General features: G+C 56.4%; 17 protein-coding genes. 5 read left to right on the plus strand and 12 right to left on the minus strand.

The window, feature by feature from the left end:
- Positions 1-7 precede the first annotated feature (7 nt).
- Positions 8-787 (plus strand): uroporphyrinogen-III C-methyltransferase, encoded by a 780-nt coding sequence (gene cobA, locus AC1MEA_RS23085; protein WP_480417521.1) that lies wholly within the window; start codon positions 8-10, stop codon positions 785-787.
- Positions 788-876: 89 nt separating this feature from the next.
- Here cobA and AC1MEA_RS23090 read toward each other — a convergent pair whose 3' ends face one another.
- From AC1MEA_RS23090 to ppsA, 9 genes are all read right to left on the minus strand, one after another.
- Positions 877-1,914: an OmpA family protein gene (locus AC1MEA_RS23090; protein ID WP_219060223.1), complete on the minus strand. Its 1,038-nt coding sequence runs from the start codon at positions 1,912-1,914 to the stop codon at positions 877-879.
- 107 nt (positions 1,915-2,021) lie between these two features.
- Positions 2,022-2,612 carry an RNA polymerase sigma factor SigX gene (gene sigX, locus AC1MEA_RS23095; protein WP_480417522.1) on the minus strand — a complete coding sequence of 197 codons (591 nt, stop codon included), beginning with the start codon at positions 2,610-2,612 and terminating at the stop codon, positions 2,022-2,024.
- 90 nt (positions 2,613-2,702) lie between these two features.
- Positions 2,703-3,527, minus strand: coding sequence for a mechanosensitive ion channel family protein (locus tag AC1MEA_RS23100; protein ID WP_219060226.1), 825 nt, complete (start codon positions 3,525-3,527; stop codon positions 2,703-2,705).
- 2 nt (positions 3,528-3,529) lie between these two features.
- Positions 3,530-3,778 (minus strand): CrfX protein, encoded by a 249-nt coding sequence (locus tag AC1MEA_RS23105; RefSeq protein WP_219060227.1) that lies wholly within the window; start codon positions 3,776-3,778, stop codon positions 3,530-3,532.
- 88 nt (positions 3,779-3,866) lie between these two features.
- Entirely contained in the window at positions 3,867-4,862 is a 996-nt protein-coding gene (locus AC1MEA_RS23110) for a zinc transporter ZntB (RefSeq protein ID WP_480417523.1), read from the minus strand.
- Between the two features lie 12 nt (positions 4,863-4,874).
- The gene (gene rraA / locus AC1MEA_RS23115; RefSeq protein WP_219060230.1) at positions 4,875-5,363 is read right to left on the minus strand and encodes a ribonuclease E activity regulator RraA; all 489 of its coding nucleotides are present in this window, start codon (positions 5,361-5,363) and stop codon (positions 4,875-4,877) included.
- A 128-nt stretch (positions 5,364-5,491) separates the two neighbouring features.
- Positions 5,492-5,791, minus strand: a complete 300-nt coding sequence (locus AC1MEA_RS23120) for a Rieske (2Fe-2S) protein (protein ID WP_449633529.1) — start codon at positions 5,789-5,791, stop codon at positions 5,492-5,494.
- Positions 5,792-5,917: 126 nt separating this feature from the next.
- Entirely contained in the window at positions 5,918-6,883 is a 966-nt protein-coding gene (locus AC1MEA_RS23125) for an alpha/beta fold hydrolase (protein ID WP_480417524.1), read from the minus strand.
- A gap of 101 nt (positions 6,884-6,984) precedes the next feature.
- Positions 6,985-9,360, minus strand: a complete 2,376-nt coding sequence (gene ppsA, locus AC1MEA_RS23130; protein WP_219060234.1) for a phosphoenolpyruvate synthase — start codon at positions 9,358-9,360, stop codon at positions 6,985-6,987.
- A gap of 177 nt (positions 9,361-9,537) precedes the next feature.
- On the opposite strand from ppsA, the gene ppsR reads away from it, so the two are divergent.
- Entirely contained in the window at positions 9,538-10,356 is an 819-nt protein-coding gene (ppsR, locus tag AC1MEA_RS23135) for a posphoenolpyruvate synthetase regulatory kinase/phosphorylase PpsR (protein ID WP_219060236.1), read from the plus strand.
- Between the two features lie 38 nt (positions 10,357-10,394).
- Here ppsR and prpD read toward each other — a convergent pair whose 3' ends face one another.
- Positions 10,395-11,879 (minus strand): 2-methylcitrate dehydratase, encoded by a 1,485-nt coding sequence (gene prpD, locus AC1MEA_RS23140; RefSeq protein WP_480417525.1) that lies wholly within the window; start codon positions 11,877-11,879, stop codon positions 10,395-10,397.
- 472 nt (positions 11,880-12,351) lie between these two features.
- Here prpD and rloA point away from each other — a divergent pair, with 472 nt between their 5' ends.
- From rloA to AC1MEA_RS23155, 3 genes are read left to right on the plus strand one after another with little or no spacing between them, the layout of a single operon-like run.
- The gene (gene rloA / locus AC1MEA_RS23145; protein WP_480918205.1) at positions 12,352-12,888 is read left to right on the plus strand and encodes a retropepsin-like aspartic peptidase RloA; all 537 of its coding nucleotides are present in this window, start codon (positions 12,352-12,354) and stop codon (positions 12,886-12,888) included.
- Positions 12,889-12,893: 5 nt separating this feature from the next.
- Positions 12,894-14,429, plus strand: a complete 1,536-nt coding sequence (gene rloB, locus AC1MEA_RS23150) for an osmotic stress tolerance membrane protein RloB (protein WP_219060240.1) — start codon at positions 12,894-12,896, stop codon at positions 14,427-14,429.
- On the plus strand, positions 14,429-15,397 hold the full coding sequence (locus tag AC1MEA_RS23155; protein WP_449633572.1) for an alpha-L-glutamate ligase-like protein: 969 nt from the start codon (positions 14,429-14,431) through the stop codon (positions 15,395-15,397). Before rloB ends, AC1MEA_RS23155 begins: the two co-directional genes overlap by 1 nt.
- A 117-nt stretch (positions 15,398-15,514) precedes the next feature.
- On the opposite strand, the gene AC1MEA_RS23160 is transcribed toward AC1MEA_RS23155, so the two are convergent.
- On the minus strand, positions 15,515-16,990 hold the full coding sequence (locus tag AC1MEA_RS23160) for a hypothetical protein (RefSeq protein WP_480417526.1): 1,476 nt from the start codon (positions 16,988-16,990) through the stop codon (positions 15,515-15,517).
- Between the two features lie 56 nt (positions 16,991-17,046).
- Positions 17,047-19,299: an autotransporter outer membrane beta-barrel domain-containing protein gene (locus tag AC1MEA_RS23165; protein WP_480417527.1), complete on the minus strand. Its 2,253-nt coding sequence runs from the start codon at positions 19,297-19,299 to the stop codon at positions 17,047-17,049.
- Positions 19,300-19,425 lie beyond the last annotated feature (126 nt).

A 19,425-nucleotide genomic window follows, 5' to 3' on the forward strand; every position in this document is an offset into this window, starting at 1 on the left:
CTGCAGCATGAGCGCAAAAATCTGGCTGGTGGGCGCAGGCCCTGGTGACCCTGAACTGCTTACGCTCAAGGCCGTACGGGCCTTGCACGAAGCCCAGGTGGTGTTGATCGATGACCTGGTCAATATTGCAATACTGGAACACTGCCCTACAGCTCGAGTGATCGCCGTCGGTAAGCGCGGCGGCTGTCGCTCGACACCTCAGGCCTTCATCCATCGACTCATGCTGCGTTACGCCCGCCAAGGCAAGTGCGTGGTACGGCTTAAAGGTGGCGACCCGTGCATCTTCGGACGCGGTGGCGAAGAAGCCGAGTGGCTGAGGGCGAAAGGGGTGGAGGTCGAACTGGTCAACGGCATCACTGCCGGACTGGCCGGGGCAACTCAGTGCGGTATTTCGCTGACCTTGCGCGGTGTCAGTCGTGGCGTGACCCTGGTCACTGCTCACACGCAGGACGACAGCAGCCTTAATTGGCCAGCGCTGGCACAAAGTGGCACGACACTGGTGGTCTATATGGGCGTCGCCAAACTATCAGAAATACGCGACAACCTGCTCGCGGGCGGCTTGGCTGCGAACACGCCTGTGGCCATGATCGAAAACGCGTCTCTGCCCCATCAACGCGAATGCCGCAGCACGCTGACTGACATGCAGCTGGACGCTGTCGCCTTCGAACTGAAAAGCCCGGCGATTCTGGTGATCGGAGAAGTGGCAGCCCGTGCGCAGGATGTATCAGGGGCTTCAACTACAGCGAATCAAGGCCTGGCGGCAGCCAACGTGTTGGCGAGCGGCTGATTAGTCTGACCTGATAGCTAACTAAAACCTCAAATCGCAGACAAAGAAAAGCCCGGCCTAAGCCGGGCTTTTCTTGAGGCGCGGGCTAATTACTTAGCTTTGGCTTCTACTTCAGCTTCTACGCGACGGTTTACAGCGCGACCAGCGTCAGTTGCGTTATCAGCAACTGGACGGGTTTCGCCGTAGCCAACCGAATTCACGCGGCTAGCGCCAACACCGTACTGGTTAACCAGAACCTGTTTGACAGCGCTTGCACGCTTCTCAGACAGTTTTTGGTTGTAAGCGTCAGGACCGACGGAGTCAGTGTGACCTTCAACAGTGGTGGTGGTCTGTGGGTACTGCTTCATGAAGTCAGCGAGGTTCTTGATGTCGCTGTAGCTGTTAGGCTTAACAACGGCTTTGTTGAAGTCGAACTTGACGTCCAATTCAACACGAACCACTTCAGCTACTGCTGGGCAGCCATCAGCATCAACAGTTACGTTGGCTGGTGTGTTCGGGCACTTGTCGACGTTGTCGCAAACACCGTCGTTGTCGCTGTCGGTGCAGACGTCAGCTACTGGAGCTGGAGCTGCTTCAACGGCTTTCTTGCTGCCGCCGCCGAAGTTCACACCGATACCGACGCTTGGAGCCCACTCGGTGTCGCCTTGGTCGATGTTGTACTGAGCTTCAACACCAGCACGGGCGTAGAAGTTTTCAGTGAAGTACAGTTTCGCGCCGCCGCCAACGTTAGCGAAGGTGGAACGGTTACGACCGCCACCGCCATTCTGGCCAATGCTTTGGTCAGAGAAACCGGCAGAAACGTACGGACGCAACATGTCGCCCGGAGCGTTGAAGTGGTACAGAGCGTCCAGAGCAGTGTCTGCGCCCTTGACGTTGCGGCCGTCATCGGAGCGAACGTTGTGGATTTCGTCGTAGCCCAGACGCAATTCAACGTCGTCGGTCAGGAAGTAGCCAATCGAACCGCCGAACAGGTTGCCATTGTTCTTGAAATCGCGATCGCTGTCGTACTGTTGTTTTTTGGCGAAGCCTTCCACCTCGACAGCGCCTTGGCCTTGCGCCAATACGCCGAATGAAGTCAAGGCAACAATAGAACCAATGGCAAAGCCCAAGGTGTTTTTCAGTTTCATCCGTTAAATCCCCATCTGGTGATTGTTAAGCAATCCTTCGTACCGAAGGAGAACTCGTCGGCAAGTCTATCAGAACTTGCCAGCACGTTAGAGTTATTTGCTCCGAGTTAAGTTTCGGTAACACCTGCAAATTTCTCACGTAATTTATCAAGCGCGCGTTTATAGCGCATTTTTGTGGCACTCAAGCCCATGTGCATGATATCCGCGATCTCCTGAAATTCCAGCTCTGCGACAAAACGTAGCACCAGAATTTCCCGATCAATCGGGTTCACATACACAAGCCAACGATCAAGACCGCCCCGCTCTTCAGGAGTAGGCGCCTTCTCTTCGGTCGCCTCCTCAAGTGGGTCCAGGCTTAACGCGTCCATCAAGCGACGCTTTCGCCGTTCCTTTCGGTACTGCGTAATGCATTCGTTGTAAGTGATGCTGTAGAGCCAGGTCTTGAACTTCGATTTACCTTCGAAATTTTTCAGCCCGTACAACACCTTAAGCATCACTTCCTGACAGACATCGTCAGCATCGCGATCGTTCCCTAAATAACGTGCACACACGTTAAAAAGGGTCCTTTGGTAGCGCCGCATCAACTCTTCGTATGCGCGCGTCACATGAAACAGCTCGACGTGCGCCCGCGCCACCAACTCCTCATCGGAGAGCTCGCGGGGGTCGTAGCGCATGGACAGCGATTGGGGTTTATTCAAAACAAGTCGTGCCGACAGTCAGGTCAATGTCCGCCACTGCCGATGTTTCCGGCAATTTGGTGGCGGCATACATTAGCAGGATTCGCCGGGTTAGCGGCTGCTCACTCGCTGCTCGAGGAGGATTCGGTTGGACAATGACACCAACTCTCCCTCATCGGTCAGCAAGGTTGTTTTCACCGTGCCAATTTCTTCGATCTGACCTTCGACCTCGCCCACGCGCACTTGTTGCCCAACCTGATACAACTCCCGCACATAAATTCCCGCCAGAATCTGTCCGGCGATTTCACGACTTCCCAGCCCCATTGCCAACGCAACGGCCAGACCAACGGTAATCAAACCGATCACAATCACGTGGTTAAGCAGGTCTGTTTTGACCTCTAACTGGCTGATTGCGACTGAAATACTGATGATAATGACCAGTCCTTGAGCGATGCGCCCAAGGCCAGCGGAATAGTCGAGCCCTACGCCTTCAGCAGCGCCGCGCACCAGGCCATTGGCCAATTGCGCCAGCAGTACGCCCACAAGCAGCACCAATGCCGCACCAAATACCTTCGGCAGGTACAGGGCCAACATGTCGAGGGTCGCGGACACGCGCTCCAATCCGAGGGATTCAGCGGCCGACACAAGAAAAATCAGTAACACGAACCAATAGACGATTTTGCCGACCAGGGTCGAAATCGGTACCTGAACACCCGCCCGTGCAATCAACTTGGTCAACCCGGTGCCGCCCATGAGGCGATCCAGACCCAGCTTGGCGAGCAATTTAGACAGCAGTGTGTCGAGTAATTTGGCAACGACAAAGCCCAGCAGCACCACAATGAGCGCGCCGAACAGGTTCGGAATGAAGTTTGCAACTTTGGTCCACAACACAGTCATTGCGGTCACAAGGCTCTGCGTCCAGAGATTCAATTCCATGTTCAATCAGCCTTATCAGCAGGGCGAGCAGAGGAAAGCGTGTTACGCGAAACAGGTGCTATATGCGCCGAACCGTTGTTCAGGCCGATCATCAATGCTTGCGACCAGCGGCCGAGCAAGCTGAACAAATCCCCCGCACCGACCTGGCGGTTGGCGGTTTTCAAAACACGGCCCAAGCAAGCATCGTCATCCCGACTGGAGGATGAAGAATTGAGCATGTCGCGCAGTGATTGTTCGAACGGATCGTGCATAGGTAACCTCACGCAATGTCACTGAAAGACGCGACAAGAATCGACCGAGTCACAAATGAGCCTTTTGCCAGCGAAAGAATCGGCTCAATCAAACCCAACGTAAACGACGGAACAACAACCACTGGCCAACCGCCACGGCAGCCATTATCAAGCAAGCAATCAGAAACCCGTAAGGGCTGCCAGAACCCGGTATGCCCCCCACGTTGACACCCAGCAAACCGGTCAGGAAGCTCATCGGCAAGAAAATCCCGGTGATAATACCGAAGCGATACATCACCCGATTCATCCCCTCGCGCATGCGCCGGTCCTCGGATTCAAGGACCAGACCGACACGCTCGCGGGTCAATTCCAGCTCTTCCAGGTAGCGGGTCAAGCTGTTGTTAAGTTCATTCCAGTAACTCGCATCGTCATCGGCAAACCAAGGCAATTTGTTGCGGGTCAATTGCGCGTAAATCTCGCGTTGCGGCGCCAAAAAACGGCGCAAGCCGGCTGCACGTCGACGGATATGCAACATGTCGCCATGATCAGAAGCGTACCGCTCGTCGGCATCTATCTTTTCTTCCTCTTCATCGACCAGTTCCGTCAGTTCACCGACCAGTGTCTGGACCTTGTCAGTGAGGTATTGAGCGAGATAAAGGATCAATTCAGAGGCGGTTTTCGGACCATTGCCTTGATTCAGGTGTTCGATCAGTTCATCGGTGGCGCGCAAGGGACGCAAGCGCAGGGAGATAACCTGCTGCGCCGCGGCAAAGATGCGTACCGACACCATGTCCTCAGGCTCGGCACCAGGATTGAGGTTGACCCCGCGCAGAAACAGCAGCACCTCGGCATTTGGCAATGGCACCAAACGCGGCCGCGTGTTCTCTTCAAGCAGCAGATCACAGCTGAACTCGCTCAGCCCGCTGGAGGAGCGCAACCAGGTCTGGGTTTGCGGATGACCGCGATCCCAATGCAGCCAGACACTTTCGTCTGGCTGCAATTGAAGGTCATCCAGTTCGGTTCGAGCGATGAAACGCGCCCCGCCTTTACCATCCAGCACCAGGGCATGTACCAGCCCCCATTGCGCGTTTGCTTCGTCGAACATTCGGTGTCCTGTTTATTCCGGCATCTTCAAAGGGCTTGGGGAGATGATGACGCCATTATTGTCAGCGTATACGTACTCGCCCGGACGGAAGGTCACACCCGCGAATGTCACCGCCACGTTAAGGTCGCCGATACCGCGCTTGTCGGTTTTCATTGGGTGGCTGGCCAGTGCCTGCACGCCCAGATCGGTTTGCGCGATGACGTCGACGTCGCGGATGCAACCGTAAATCACCAGGCCTTCCCAGCCATTCCTTGAAGCTTTTTCGGCGAGCATGTCACCCAGCAACGCCTTGCGCAGCGAGCCTCCGCCGTCGACTACCAACACTTTGCCCTTGCCGTCGAGATCGACCTGTTCTTTGACCAACGAGTTGTCCTCGAAACACTTGATGGTGACGATTTCACCACCAAAGGAATCGCGGCCACCAAAATTGCTGAACATCGGCTCAACGACCTGCACCAGTTCCGGGTAGGCATCGCACAAATCGGGGGTGAGGTAATGCATGGGTGAACTCCTATCATTAAAAAAAGAGGATCTCAGGTGTTACGAGCCATTCGACTGTTTCAAATCAATGGCTCTTTAGAAAAACGTCATGCTGGCGCCTATGTTAAGCCGTGGGCACGCTGGCGCGGCTAGACATCGATACCAATTCGATCACCCTCATAGGCCAGGGTAAAAAATTTCAGACCCGGGCATGACGCCTGCAAGGGACGCCCGCTGGGCAATTGGAACTCAATACCATGACGCTTGCATCGCAAGACCGTACCCACAAGAGTACCGCTGTGCAAGGGCGCGCCTTGATGCGGACAGCTGTCTTCGAGCAGCAGCGGCTGGTTATCGACCACCATCAGCAACAGATCTCGCCCAGCGACCTTGAAGGTTCGCCGGTAGCCTTCATTCAAATTAATCAGACGCTCAAGTGGCACGAACATAAATGCAGGCCCGGAAAGCGAAAGTGGCTGAAGCAGTTTAATGCGTCATAGCTTAGCCGCAACGCTACTTTAGCGAAACCGCCCGACCGCTCTGTCTCAGCGCTTCATCGCCAAACCGCGTAGTGGTTACTGCTCGGTCAGGGGCACCGATGGATCCCGCAACCAACTCGCTACCAGCGGCCAGACTTGGGTTTGTGCGCCCCTGCTGACGAGCATTTCGACATGGCCAAAATCTTCGGTAAAGCCCTGATCACGACCGAGACAGAGAAACTGACGTCGCTCGGAACCGAACTGCTCATATAGCTTACGGCAAGCCCAGACCGGGTCTTGATCATCACCCGTGGCGGCAACCGCCAGCACCGGCACTTGAACCTCGCTCAACCCCGCCCACCAATCTCGCTCGGCATCGCCGAAGCGGCGAAAAAGCCCATACCAGCGCATGCTTTCCAACGCCAACCCAATAGGCTCGTCTTCGGGTCCTCGCTTCAGCCGCGAGCCGGAGATATGCCTGAAACGCTTGAGTAACAGGCGCCCGCCCCACTCAACTGGCGGGATCTTCAACGGCCAATACGTACGGCTGATCTGACTGCCGAACAGCGCAACCGAGGCCACGCCCTCCGCGTCAAGGTAATGCCCGCCAAGCGCGGCCGCGAGCGTGATACCGCCCAGCGAGTGGCCAATCCAGTGCGGGATCTGCCCGCTTTGCTCTCGCACAAAGGCGGCAATCGCCGGCAGGTCATAGCGCGCGTAATCGGCCACACGATTGTGCCGGTACGCTTGATTGCGCGAAGACAGACCATGCCCGCGCATTTCTGGAATCCACACATCGAAGCCCGCGCGCGCCAGATACGCGCCCAGGCCAATGCCTTTGGGTGAATACCAGAAGCGGCGATTGGAGAAGCTGCCGTGCAACAGGACCACCGGAATGCCGCGTGTATCGGGCTGTTCGGCCAGTCCGAGACGGGTCACGGCCAGTTCGACACTGATGTCCGGGCTGTTGGCGGGTTTCAAACGGTACACGTCCTCGATCAGATCGCCACGGCGTTCGGCGCTGATCAAGGCCACAGGAAAGAGATTGCTGCTGCTTTGCATATTGCTCTTGCACAAAAAAGGCGGTTTCTTTGAGAAAACCGCCCAAGAAAACGCGACGAAGCGCCGACCTGCCAAAGCAGGCCGACGCTTCACTCATCACATCAGACCGGTGCCTGAGCTTCAGCCAGGAAGAACCAGGTTTCCAGCACGGAGTCAGGGTTCAACGAAACACTTTCGATGCCCTGCTCCATCAGCCACTTGGCCAGATCAGGGTGATCCGAAGGACCCTGACCGCAAATACCGATGTACTTGCCAGCCTTGTTGCACGCCTGAATGGCGTTCGACAGGAGCTTTTTGACCGCAGGGTTACGCTCGTCGAACAGGTGAGCAATGATCCCTGAGTCGCGATCCAGGCCCAGGGTCAGCTGAGTCAGGTCGTTGGAACCAATCGAGAAGCCGTCGAAGAATTCAAGGAACTCCTCGGCCAGGATCGCGTTGGAAGGCAACTCGCACATCATGATGATGCGTAAACCGTTCTCGCCACGGACCAGACCGTTAGCCGCGAGCAGATCGATGACCTGACTGGCTTCGCCCAAGGTGCGCACGAACGGCACCATGATTTCGACGTTGGTCAGGCCCATCTCATTGCGCACGCGCTTGAGGGCGCGGCATTCGAGCTCGAAACAGTCACGGAAGTTTTCGCTGATGTAACGCGAAGCGCCGCGGAAGCCCAGCATCGGGTTCTCTTCTTCCGGCTCGTACAGCTTGCCGCCGATCAGGTTGGCGTATTCGTTGGACTTGAAGTCCGACAGGCGCACGATGACTTTTTTCGGCGTGAACGCCGCTGCCAGCGTGCTGATGCCTTCAACCAGTTTTTCGACGTAGAAGCCGACCGGGTCGTCGTAGCCGGCGATGCGCTTGTCGACGCTGGCTTTAATATCTTGCGGCAGACCGGCGTAGTTAAGCAGCGCCTTGGGGTGCACGCCGATCATCCGGTTGATGATGAACTCCAGACGCGCCAGGCCGACACCGGCATTGGGCAACTGGGCAAAATCGAACGCGCGATCAGGGTTACCGACGTTCATCATGATCTTGAACGGCAGATCAGGCATGGCATCGACCGAGTTCTTCTTGATGTCGAAGCCCAGTTCGCCCTGGAAAATGTAGCCGGTATCGCCTTCAGCGCAGGAAACGGTCACGCCCTGCCCTTCTTGCAACACTTCGGTGGCGTTGCCGCAACCGACCACGGCCGGGATACCCAGTTCGCGAGCGATGATCGCCGCGTGACAGGTACGTCCACCACGGTTAGTGACGATGGCGCTGGCGCGCTTCATCACCGGCTCCCAGTCCGGGTCGGTCATGTCGGAGACCAACACATCGCCCGGCTGCACTTTGTCCATCTCGGATACATCTTTGATGATCCGTACTTTGCCAGCGCCGATGCGCTGACCGATAGCGCGACCTTCCACCAGCACAGTGCCGGTTTCCTTGAGCAGGTAGCGTTCCATGACGTTGGACGACGTACGGCTTTTCACGGTTTCAGGGCGGGCCTGAACGATGTAAAGCTTGCCATCATCGCCGTCTTTGGCCCACTCGATGTCCATCGGGCACTTGTAGTGCTGCTCGATGATCATCGCCTGCTTGGCCAGCTCGTTGACTTCGGCATCGGTCAGGCAGAAGCGCGCACGGTCAGCCGGCTCTACGTCGATAACCTTGACCGATTTACCAGCCTTGGCTTCGTCACCGTAAATCATTTTGATGGCTTTGCTGCCCAGGTTGCGGCGCAGAATCGCTGGGCGACCGGCTGCAAGGGTGTTTTTGTGGACGTAAAACTCGTCAGGGTTGACCGCGCCCTGAACCACGGTTTCACCCAGGCCATAAGCGCCGGTGATAAACACCACGTCACGGAAACCGGATTCGGTATCCAGCGTGAACATCACGCCGGCAGTGCCGGTTTCCGAGCGAACCATGCGCTGCACGCCTGCAGACAGAGCGACCAGTTTGTGATCGAAGCCCTGGTGCACACGATAGGAAATAGCGCGGTCATTGAACAGCGAGGCGAACACTTCCTTTGCAGCGCGGATGACGTTTTCGACGCCGCGAATATTAAGGAAGGTTTCTTGCTGGCCGGCGAACGATGCGTCGGGCAAGTCTTCAGCGGTGGCCGAAGAGCGCACGGCAACAGCCAGGTTCGGGTTGCCGGCCGACAGCTCGGCGAACGCCGTACGAATTTCAGCGTTGAGTTTCTCGGGAAACTCGGCCTCCATGATCCAGGCGCGGATTTGCGCACCGGTCTTGGCCAGCGCGTTGACGTCATCGACGTCAAGCGCATCAAGGGCGGCATGGATCTGATCGTTCAAACCGCTCAACTCAAGAAAATCACGATACGCTTGAGCCGTAGTGGCAAAGCCACCGGGGACCGAAACACCGGCGCCCGCGAGGTTACTGATCATCTCGCCGAGGGATGCGTTCTTGCCCCCCACGTGCTCCACATCATGGACACCGAGCTTATCGAGGGAAACTACGTACTCTACCAAGGTGATCTCTCCACTAACTGTGTTGGGAAAAGCTCAGGGCGCTGAAACATCTATTAAGAGCGGTTCCGAGCGTTTGTGGCCTGGACCTGGAAAATAAGTGAGAATGCTGGCCATCAAGGTCCGCAAGCGGGCCTATCATATCCAAGATTCGTCACCAGCTTAAGGCCCATGGCGCAAATGAAACGATCTGCTTTCTTCATCTCCGACGGCACTGGCATCACAGCCGAGACACTCGGCCAAAGCCTGTTAGCGCAGTTCGAAAACATTACGTTCAATAAGTTCACGCGACCGTACATCGATAACGTGGAAAAGGCGCGCGCCATGGTACAACAAATCAACAGCGCCGCCGATAAGGACGAACTACGACCGATCATTTTCGACACCATCGTCAACCAGGAAATTCGCGAAATCCTGGCGACCTCAAACGGCTTCATGATCGATATCTTCTCAACCTTTCTCGCCCCGCTGGAGCTGGAGCTTAGTTCACACTCCTCGTATTCAGTAGGTAAATCCCACTCTATCGGGCACAACTCCAACTACATGGAGCGGATCGAGGCGGTTAACTTCGCACTCGACAATGACGACGGCGCGCGTACGCACTACTACGACAAAGCCGATCTGATCCTGGTGGGTGTCTCGCGCTGTGGCAAGACGCCAACTTGTCTATACATGGCCATGCAATTCGGCATTCGTGCGGCCAACTACCCGCTCACCGAAGACGACATGGAGCGTTTGCAATTGCCGGCTGCGCTCAAGCAGCATCGAAACAAACTGTTCGGCCTGACCATTGACCCGGACCGACTGACGGCGATTCGCAACGAACGCAAACCCAATAGCCGCTACTCCAGCTATGCCCAATGCGAGTTCGAAGTCCGCGAAGTAGAAAGCCTCTTCCGCCGCGAAAACATCCCGCACATCAACTCCACGCACTTTTCGGTTGAAGAGATCTCAGCGAAAATCCTCGTAGAAAAAGGCGTCGAGCGACGGTTCAAATAACAGGCCCATAGCGCCAGGCGGTCTCCTGTGGGATACCGCTAGATCACGAACAAATCAACAAACCGGTTAACGGACGTAGCCTCCAGCTTTGCCTGATCCTTGCACAGGGCGAAAATTTCACTGGTGCGCTGGGCGGTGAATTTGGTTGCCAGGTTGGCCTTGAACTTGTCTTCGAGCAACGGAATACCTTCGACGCGACGACGACGGTGACCAATCGGGTACTCGACCACAACCTGCTCAGTGCTGGAACCGTCCGTGAAGAACACTTGAATCGCATTGGCGATGGAGCGCTTGTCAGCCTCCAGGTATTCACGGGTATAGCGTGCATCTTCCACAATCACCATCTTCTCGCGCAGCTCGTCGATGATCGGATGAGCGGCGTGGAAGTCGTCTTCGTACTGCTCGGCAACCAGGTTGCCAAACGCCAGCGGCACCGCCGTCATGTATTGAATGCAGTGATCGCGATCTGCCGCGTTAGCCAGTTTGCCTTGCTTGGAAATGATCCGGATAGCCGACTCGTGGGTCGTGATGACGATTTTCTCGATCTCGTGCAGACGATCCTTGACCTGCGGATGCAGGGTTACAGCGGCTTCACACGCAGTTTGCGCGTGGAACTCGGCAGGGAAGCTGATTTTGAACAGCACGTTTTCCATCACGTAAGTGCCGTATGGCTGGGACAAGGCGAATTCGCGCTTGCCCTCTGGCTTGAGCGCCAGGTCCTTGTTGGTGTGACTGAACAACACATCGTAGAAGCCCCACTGCGGCGCACTCAGCACCCCGGGAATACCCATCTCGCCGCGCATGGCGATATCGGCCAGACGCACGCCACGGCTTGAGGCATCCCCCGCCGCCCAGGACTTACGAGAGCCTGCGTTAGGTGCGTGACGATACGTGCGCAGCGCCTGACCATCAACGAACGCATGGGACAGCGCGGCCAGCACCTGCTCGCGATTTGCGCCCATCAGCTTGGCGGTGACGGCAGTCGACGCCACTTTCACCAACAACACGTGGTCAAGACCGACGCGATTGAAAGAGTTCTCCAGCGCAATAATACCCTGGATTTCATGAGCCATGATCATCGCTTCAAGCACGGCTCGCACGGTCAACGGAGCATCGCCGCTGGCAACGCGCTTTTGCGACAGATGGTCCGCCACGGCGAGAATGCCGCCGAGATTATCAGACGGGTGCCCCCATTCAGCGGCCAGCCAGGTGTCGTTGTAATCAAGCCAGCGCACGATGCAACCAATGTCCCAAGCCGCTTTTACCGGGTCCAGACTGAAACGGGTACCAGGAACACGCGCACCGAACGGCACTACAGTCCCCTCGACGATTGGGCCAAGGTGCTTGGTGCACTCAGGGAATCGCAACGCCAACAGGCCACAGCCCAAGGTATCCATCAGGCAGTTGCGCGCAGTGTCCAGCGCTTCTCTGGACTCAATCTTGAAATTCAGAACGTAGTCCGCGATATCTTGCAAGACCTTGTCGTAGTCCGGGCGATTGTTCAGATCAACGTTGGCACTCATGGTGTTTTCGACGCTCTCTATAAATAGGAGGATTGATTAACGCTGCTCAACAGGTACAAAACGGCGCTGCACGACGGCCCACTGAATAGGTCGCAACACGCTCTCGGGCAGGGTCTCGCAATCGTCTCACGCGAGACTCGCCGCCTCGATCAAAATCACTACATTGTCAACATCTATCGCTTAGAAACTAGCCAAAAAGGCCAGTTCAGTCAATTAAAAATACAATATTGTCGACAATCGTCTAATGAGCACTGCGTGTGGCGCGTCGTAGACAAGGACTTCTCCCACAGCGTTTGACGGATGCGCACTATGCTCACGGCGCAAAACCTTCATGCTAGAATGCCGCGCGCCTCTGTCGACTGGAACCGGTACCAATACCCGTCTACCTGTATGTCAGGCGCACGAGGAAGCTTGCGTGCTACGTGAAAACCGCCCTTGCCCCGAAGATCGTCCTTTCACCGCGCCAGGATTTATGAGACTCAAGCCCTTCCCCACATTATTCTGTTTGTTCCTTTTACCCGGTGTAAACGCTGCGGCTGACAAGACTGTGTATGGCCTTAACGAATACGCCACACTCTCCGACATCGATCTGCAAGTCGCGGCAAAACTCGACACCGGCGCAAAAACTGCCTCCCTCAGCGCCCGCGACATCAAGCGTTTCAAACGCAATGGCGAAACCTGGGTGCGCTTCTATCTGGCCATCGACGATGCCCACGCCCACCCGATCGAGCGACCGCTGGCCCGGGTCAGCAAGATCAAGCGCCGCGCCGGCGATTACGACCCTGACGATGAAAAAAAGTACACCGCGCGCCCGGTTATCAACCTGGATGTGTGCATGGGGACGGCTATTCGCAGCATCGAAGTGAACTTGACTGACCGAAGTGCATTCCAATACCCGCTTTTGATAGGCTCCGAAGCACTCAAACGCTTTGATGCGCTGGTCGATCCGAGTCTTAAATACGCAGCGGGCAAGCCTGCCTGCGCCACCGACGCTCATACCGCAGAGTAATACCCATGCGCTCGATTACCCTCCATCTGAAAATCCTGATTACTGTCCTGGTGACACTGGGGATCGCGATCACGGCTTATCAGATTTTCGTTCTCGGCATTCCGGTGACCGAGGATGAAACGGACGACTTGTGGAACATCGACGCCAAAGTCGAGTTCGTCGCCAACACCAAAGACCCGGTCAAGATCCAGATGTTCGTGCCGCCCCTGAGCCACGACTACGTCAGCCTCAACGAGAGCTTCATCTCCAACAATTACGGTGTCAGCGTCAACCGCGTCGACGGCAACCGCAAAGTCACCTGGTCGGCCCGACGCGCCACTGGTAATCAGACACTTTACTACCGCCTGGTATTGACCAAACGCTACAGCGGCGACAAACCCAAGATCAAAGGCTCGGTTTTCCGTGACAGCATCGCCATCGAAGGCCCGGAAAAAATTGCCGCCGAAGCCCTGCTTGAACCTATCCGCCAGCACTCGGCGGATATCGAAACCTTTGTCACCGAAGCCATCAAGCGCGTCAATAACCTCAGCGACGACAACGTAAAGCTGCTGCTGGCGGGTGACACATCGACCTCGAACAAGGCTCGAATCACTGAGTTATTGCTGTCCATTGCCCACGTGCCGGTCGAAAAACTGCACACCATACGCCTGACGACCGATCAACCTCAGACCCCCGAGTTGTGGCTGCGCAGCTTCAACGGCAAAGACTGGTTGTACTTCAACCCGGACAACGGCGAACAAGGTCTGCCGACAGATCGGCTGACGTGGTGGATCGGCGATGAGAACCTGGTCAGCGTCGAAGGCGGAAAAAAAGCCACGGTCAACTTCACCCTCAACAACAGTGAAATGAACGCGATCCGCCTGGCCAAGCTGACCGATGCAAACACTGACGATCACTTCCTCGGCTACTCGCTATACGGGCTGCCGCTACAAACCCAGCAGACGTTCATGATCATGGTCATGATCCCGATTGGCGTGCTGGTGATCCTGATCTTGCGCAACCTTGTCGGCCTGGAGACCCTCGGCACCTTCACCCCGGTGCTGATCGCCCTGGCGTTCCGAGAGACACAGTTGGGCTTTGGTATCGTGCTGTTTACGATCATCACCGCGCTCGGCCTGTCATTGCGCTCCTATCTTGAGCATTTGAAACTGCAAATGCTGCCGAGATTGTCGGTGGTGCTGACCTTTGTCGTGGTGCTGATCGCGGCCATCAGCCTGTTCAGCCACAAGCTCGGCCTTGAGCGTGGCTTGTCGGTGGCGCTGTTCCCGATGGTGATTCTGACCATGACCATCGAGCGCCTGTCGATCACCTGGGAAGAGCGTGGCAGCGGCCATGCAATGAAAGTCGCCATCGGTACACTGTTCGCCGCCTCCCTGGCGCACCTGATCATGAGCGTGCCAGAGCTGACCTACTTCGTCTTCACCTTCCCTGCCGTACTGTTGATTCTGGTGGGCTTCATGCTGGCGATGGGACGTTATCGCGGCTACCGCCTGACCGAGCTGATGCGCTTCAAGGCGTTCCTTAAGGACGAGACGAAATGATCGGCTTCTGGAAGACCTGGAAGGCCCTGGAAGCCAAGGGCATCATGGGTATCAACCGGCGCAACGCGGATTACGTGCTCAAGTACAACAAGCGCAGTCTGTACCCGATCGTCGATGACAAGATCATTACCAAAGAACGGGCGATCATGGCCGGCATCCATGTGCCGGAGATGTACGGGGTCATTTCCACCGAGAAGGAAATCGACAAACTCGACGAGATCATCGGCGGGCGCAACGACTTCGTGATCAAGCCCGCCCAAGGCGCGGGTGGCGACGGTATTCTGGTGATTGCTGACCGCTTCGAAGACCGGTTTCGCACGGTTTCGGGCAGAATCATCAGCCACGAAGAAATCGAACATCAGGTGTCCAGCATCCTTACCGGCCTGTATTCACTGGGCGGGCACCGTGATCGTGCACTGATCGAGTACCGGGTCACACCGGACCAGATCTTCAAGAGCATCAGCTATGAAGGCGTGCCCGACATCCGCGTCATCGTGCTGATGGGCTACCCGATCATGGCCATGCTGCGCTTGCCGACGCGTCAGTCAAATGGCAAGGCCAACCTGCACCAGGGCGCCATCGGCGTGGGTGTCGACCTCGCCACCGGCCTGACATTACGCGGCACCTGGCAGAACACCATCATCAGCAAACACCCGGACACCACCAATTCCGTGGATGGCGTGCAGCTACCGAACTGGGACGGCTTCATGAAACTCGCCGCGGGCTGTTACGAGCTGTGCGGACTGGGTTACATCGGCGTCGACATGGTCCTGGATCAGGACAAAGGCCCGCTGATTCTCGAGCTCAACGCCCGCCCGGGCCTGAATATTCAGATCGCCAACGACTGCGGTCTGACCCACCGGGCCCATGCCGTCGAAGCTCGCCTTGAGCAGTTGGCGCTGAATGGCGAGCAGGAAACCGTGGAAGAGCGGGTGCGCTTCGTGCAGGAACTGTTTGGTTTAAAATAATTGTTGCTCCCCGCCCCTCCGCACAATGCCCCTGTCGAGACGCCAATCCGAGAACTGCCGTCCCGGTGCTGTACCGAGCAAACTCGAGCCATACAGAATCTGCCCCCCCCTACAAAGCTAATCGGTAGAGAACACAACGTGCAGCGTTGGAAAATTCGAGCTGTCCGGCCAGGTAATCCCGGAATCGAAACTCACATACACCAAGACCGAGAACCCTTGATCAGGGATCAGATCCCCAAGCCACGATTTTGATACCGTCAGATTGTCTGTCCCACCGACACCTGCAACCAACTCCTGGGCCGCGAGCGGGCGCTTATGGACTGCAACCCATTCACGCCCCCCCATAATCGTATGCCCCCACACCCTGATCCAGATATGCTGGTCCCTCGTCATCAAGGGCCAGGGTTTCAGCGTCAGCTTCAGGCCTTCGGAGGGGATATCCCGCCAGTTCACCACTGCTTGCCCATTTTGGTAGATGACGTGGCTGCATTGAGTGATCGGAAGTACCCCAGGATCGAGCGTTGTTATTTTTAGTTGACGAATCTCGGACCGTAACGTCCCCTCGGGACCCACAACGTCGTAGTACACCGACAGCGCCTTGCCGATGTGTCGCGCAACATATTCTTTTGGAATGTAATAGCGACGCGCACCGGCGACGATGGGTGTCGCCGTTCGAAAAGCCCCCAAACTGCCTGGCTCGCCCCACTGCACCCATAGCTGCTCGTTCGGCTTGATGACCACCGTATCCGCTATCACCACCGTCGCGCCTTCCTCTGCATCGAACGGGTCCAGCACCACCTCCTGTCCAGTGCCCGTCGCGCCGTCGACAACAGGCCAGGGCAGGTCACGCGGAGGGGGAACGGCCTCCACGTTAGCGGGGCGCGAGTGCCCGCTGTTATTACCCGCCCGATCCTCTACCTTATAATGCACAAATCGATCACCCTCACCACGCTCACGAATCATTTTGCCTTCAAACGTGAGAAGTAACGGCTTCAAGGTATCGGCTTGGGTCAATGTTCTTGAACCGACCCATTCGTCAGTGTAGAGCTTCTGATCCCAGTACCAGCTCAGGGTATCGCCTGCCCAAACCCTGTTGTAAGTGGGCACTTCAGCCAGGACTTTGTCGCCGTGCGTCTCAAGGTAGTGGGCCGTTACCCCGCCGCTGACGACCTCTTTATCAAACAACAATCGCCCCTGATCACCGCCAAGGGCGGGGGAAGAGGCGATGGTGAGCACCAGCGGGTCAGAAGAGGCTAAGCCGCCGTTGAACGTCATTACTTCGTAGTGCAGACGATGCGTGCCTGCTGCGCTCAAATACCGTGGCTCAACCATCAAGAAAAGCTCGCCAGGCAGAACGGGCTTGGTCCAGGTTTTTTCAGCGACCTTTACGTCATTCCAATACAGGTAAAGATGTTCCGGCTCATCGGGCGCCGGTTCCGAGTTCAACCACATGGGAACATCAACGCGCAGGGGGTCTTGCAGTGCGCTGGCGGGCAACAGGTTTTCTTGCCCGCCGGGAATATTGCCAAGGATGGCCCCCACACTCGGGAGCTTAAGGGCCTTATCGTCGCCTCGATTATCGGAACTGTGCATTACCTGCTCTCCTTGAATAAACAGAAGGCCGTCATGGCCCTCCATGACGCAGTCAGTTACCAGCTATAACGAACCCCGACGTTGGCACCCCAAGGCTGTTCAATGTTGTCGCCATTGCTGTAATCAAAATCGGCATGCACTTGCAACCGGTCGGCCAACGACACGGCAATACCCGTGCCCAACTCACCTCGCGAGCCAGACAGGTCATTATTGAAAACATTGTCATTGACGTGCACTTTGTTAGTGTCGGCAAACTCATGAACGTAGGCGATACGCACATAGGGCTGGATCACCTGACCGTTCCCCATGTTGAAGTTACGCCCAGCGGTGGAGCCCAACTTACCCAGCAGGGAGCCCGTGCGGTCACCTTGCCCGGACAAACCATTGTCGAGGTTGTAATCCTTGCCTTGAATGATCACCCCGGACAATTGGGTATAAGGTTCGATGAAGTAGTCGTTATCAAGCGTGATATGCCGACCGAACTCCAGCGATGCACCCACGCCATTATTATCGTAATCGCCCTTTGCACGATGACCATCGCTCAACGCCACGCTGGACTCATTTTGGAAACGGTTGAACTTGAGTACGCCATCGAAGTAATAACCGCTCTGTTCATCGAGCCAAGTGGTGTAGGTACCCACATAATAACTGTCGACCGTACCGGATGTGCCGCGCTGTAAATCCAGATCGGACTTGCTGTATCCGCCCATCAAACCCGCCAGCCACTGGCCGTCACCCACCGGCAACGGTGCATCTGCACCGAAGGAAATCCCCTGCTGAGTCTGCTGATAACCTGTTCCGGAAACCGCAGATACATTGTATTTATTACCGTAGGCACGTATCCAGCCGCCCGTCTTGCCAGCATCCATGCGCACTTCGCCCATGCGGCTGCGCAGTGTGCTGAGTTCGCCGTACCAGACGGTGGGTGCGGCATTGAACAATGCCAACACCGAACGCGCGCCGGGGCTGATAGCCCGAGTTTGCGTATTGAGGTACCAATCATCGCCACGCTGTGTCAGCCCGTAGGAAAATGTGCCCAGATCGACCGGGCCGTTGAGCAATGAAAACTGGGCATCGCCACCGGCGATATGCACTACATGAAGCCTGTTGTCGGTCAGCGGGTCATTGCCGCTGCTGCCGATCAGCAGGTTATGGTTGCCCGACGCGGTGCCGGTAACGTTCAAAAAATCAGCCTGACCCGTGGCAAAATTGGCATCCATCACAAACGTACCGCTGCCAGACAAGGTGCCCACTGACAGGGTGTGAAAAGCCGTCGGATCGCCAAATTTGATCGAACCACCATTCATCGACACGTCGGCTACCGAGCCATCACCAATCATTACCCATTGGGCGTTACTGTTTACGCTCAGGCTGGCCACGCTCTCCAGCCGTCCGGTCAAGACCGACTGATTATTGAGCACAACATTCGCCGTGCTGCCAGCCTCGGCGGTCACGTCACCCAGCATAGTGCTTTGGTCAAGAGTGACCTTGGCCGTGCTGTTGCCGGTTAGCTGGATATTACCGGTCAGCGCGCTGTTGTTAACGGCCATCTTTGCTACGCCACCGCGTTGCACATCCAGCATGACGCCATTACTACCTGTCAGGCTCGAACCGTTGCCCACCGTGATATTCGCGACTGCTCCGAGCCCTGCGGCATCACCCCGTACAACAATGGCCGAGCCGTTCTGGCCCACGACCTTGGTGTCGTCCAGCGTCACCGTGCTGGCAGGGGTGCTCGCGGAGACAGAGCGCAAGCTCATACCGTTGGTGCCGCCAATAATCGTACTCGATGTGGCCTTGAGCGTAGCGCCAAACACTTGTATGCCCGTACTGATTTCATTGGTGCCTGTGACCTGAGTGTCATGCAACGTCAGAGAGTTGCCTTCACCGATCAACGCACCCGATACGCCCCCCATGATATTGCTACCGCTCACGTCTGCCGAAGCGGCTTTCAAACCACCGGAATTTAAACGTAACCCCGTACCGGTACCGCTGACGCTGCCGCCGACAATAGTGGCCTTACTCCCGGTCAGCGTTACGCCAAAGGCACCGGTTGCCGTGACAACAGAGTGATTGAGATAAATGGTCGAATCCAACGCACTGATAGCGTAGGTGTTCGCGCCGTTGGCGGTCAGGATGGCACCTGCACTCACCTCATAACTGTCAACGGCGTAAGAGCTGTCGATGGTTCTATCGCCGGTAATCGGTGTCGCCAGCCCCTGTGAACTCATCACCATAAACGGCGCAATAGACATCATCTTCAGCGCGCGCGCCAGCGGTGCGTAAGTATATTGAATGGATCGTGGCATTCTTGATCATCCTTGGAGTTGATGATTGACGTCGAAAAAGTCCAGCCCGATAAAAATTACCCAGGTCGAACTGCAGCGGCGGAGAGCCTACATTTTAATGTCCCTAATAAATGTAGGAATATTCCT

The sequence above is a fragment of the Pseudomonas sp. ASL8 genome, assembly GCF_056680355.1.

Excerpts from the sequence above, each read along its gene's own strand:
- AC1MEA_RS23160 (WP_480417526.1), bottom strand. The coding sequence starts at position 16,990 with ATGCACAGTTCCGATAATCGAGGCGACGATAAGGCCCTTAAGCTCCCG.
- AC1MEA_RS23110 (WP_480417523.1), bottom strand. The coding sequence starts at position 4,862 with ATGTTCGACGAAGCAAACGCGCAATGGGGGCTGGTACATGCCCTGGTG.
- AC1MEA_RS23105 (WP_219060227.1), bottom strand. The coding sequence starts at position 3,778 with ATGCACGATCCGTTCGAACAATCACTGCGCGACATGCTCAATTCTTCA.
- AC1MEA_RS23125 (WP_480417524.1), bottom strand. The coding sequence starts at position 6,883 with ATGCAAAGCAGCAGCAATCTCTTTCCTGTGGCCTTGATCAGCGCCGAA.
- AC1MEA_RS23165 (WP_480417527.1), bottom strand. The coding sequence starts at position 19,299 with ATGCCACGATCCATTCAATATACTTACGCACCGCTGGCGCGCGCGCTG.
- rloB (WP_219060240.1), top strand. The coding sequence starts at position 12,894 with ATGCGCTCGATTACCCTCCATCTGAAAATCCTGATTACTGTCCTGGTG.
- rraA (WP_219060230.1), bottom strand. The coding sequence starts at position 5,363 with ATGCATTACCTCACCCCCGATTTGTGCGATGCCTACCCGGAACTGGTG.
- AC1MEA_RS23100 (WP_219060226.1), bottom strand. The coding sequence starts at position 3,527 with ATGGAATTGAATCTCTGGACGCAGAGCCTTGTGACCGCAATGACTGTG.
- rloA (WP_480918205.1), top strand. The coding sequence starts at position 12,352 with ATGAGACTCAAGCCCTTCCCCACATTATTCTGTTTGTTCCTTTTACCC.
- prpD (WP_480417525.1), bottom strand. The coding sequence starts at position 11,879 with ATGAGTGCCAACGTTGATCTGAACAATCGCCCGGACTACGACAAGGTC.
- cobA (WP_480417521.1), top strand. The coding sequence starts at position 8 with ATGAGCGCAAAAATCTGGCTGGTGGGCGCAGGCCCTGGTGACCCTGAA.
- AC1MEA_RS23090 (WP_219060223.1), bottom strand. The coding sequence starts at position 1,914 with ATGAAACTGAAAAACACCTTGGGCTTTGCCATTGGTTCTATTGTTGCC.
- ppsR (WP_219060236.1), top strand. The coding sequence starts at position 9,538 with ATGAAACGATCTGCTTTCTTCATCTCCGACGGCACTGGCATCACAGCC.
- AC1MEA_RS23120 (WP_449633529.1), bottom strand. The coding sequence starts at position 5,791 with ATGTTCGTGCCACTTGAGCGTCTGATTAATTTGAATGAAGGCTACCGG.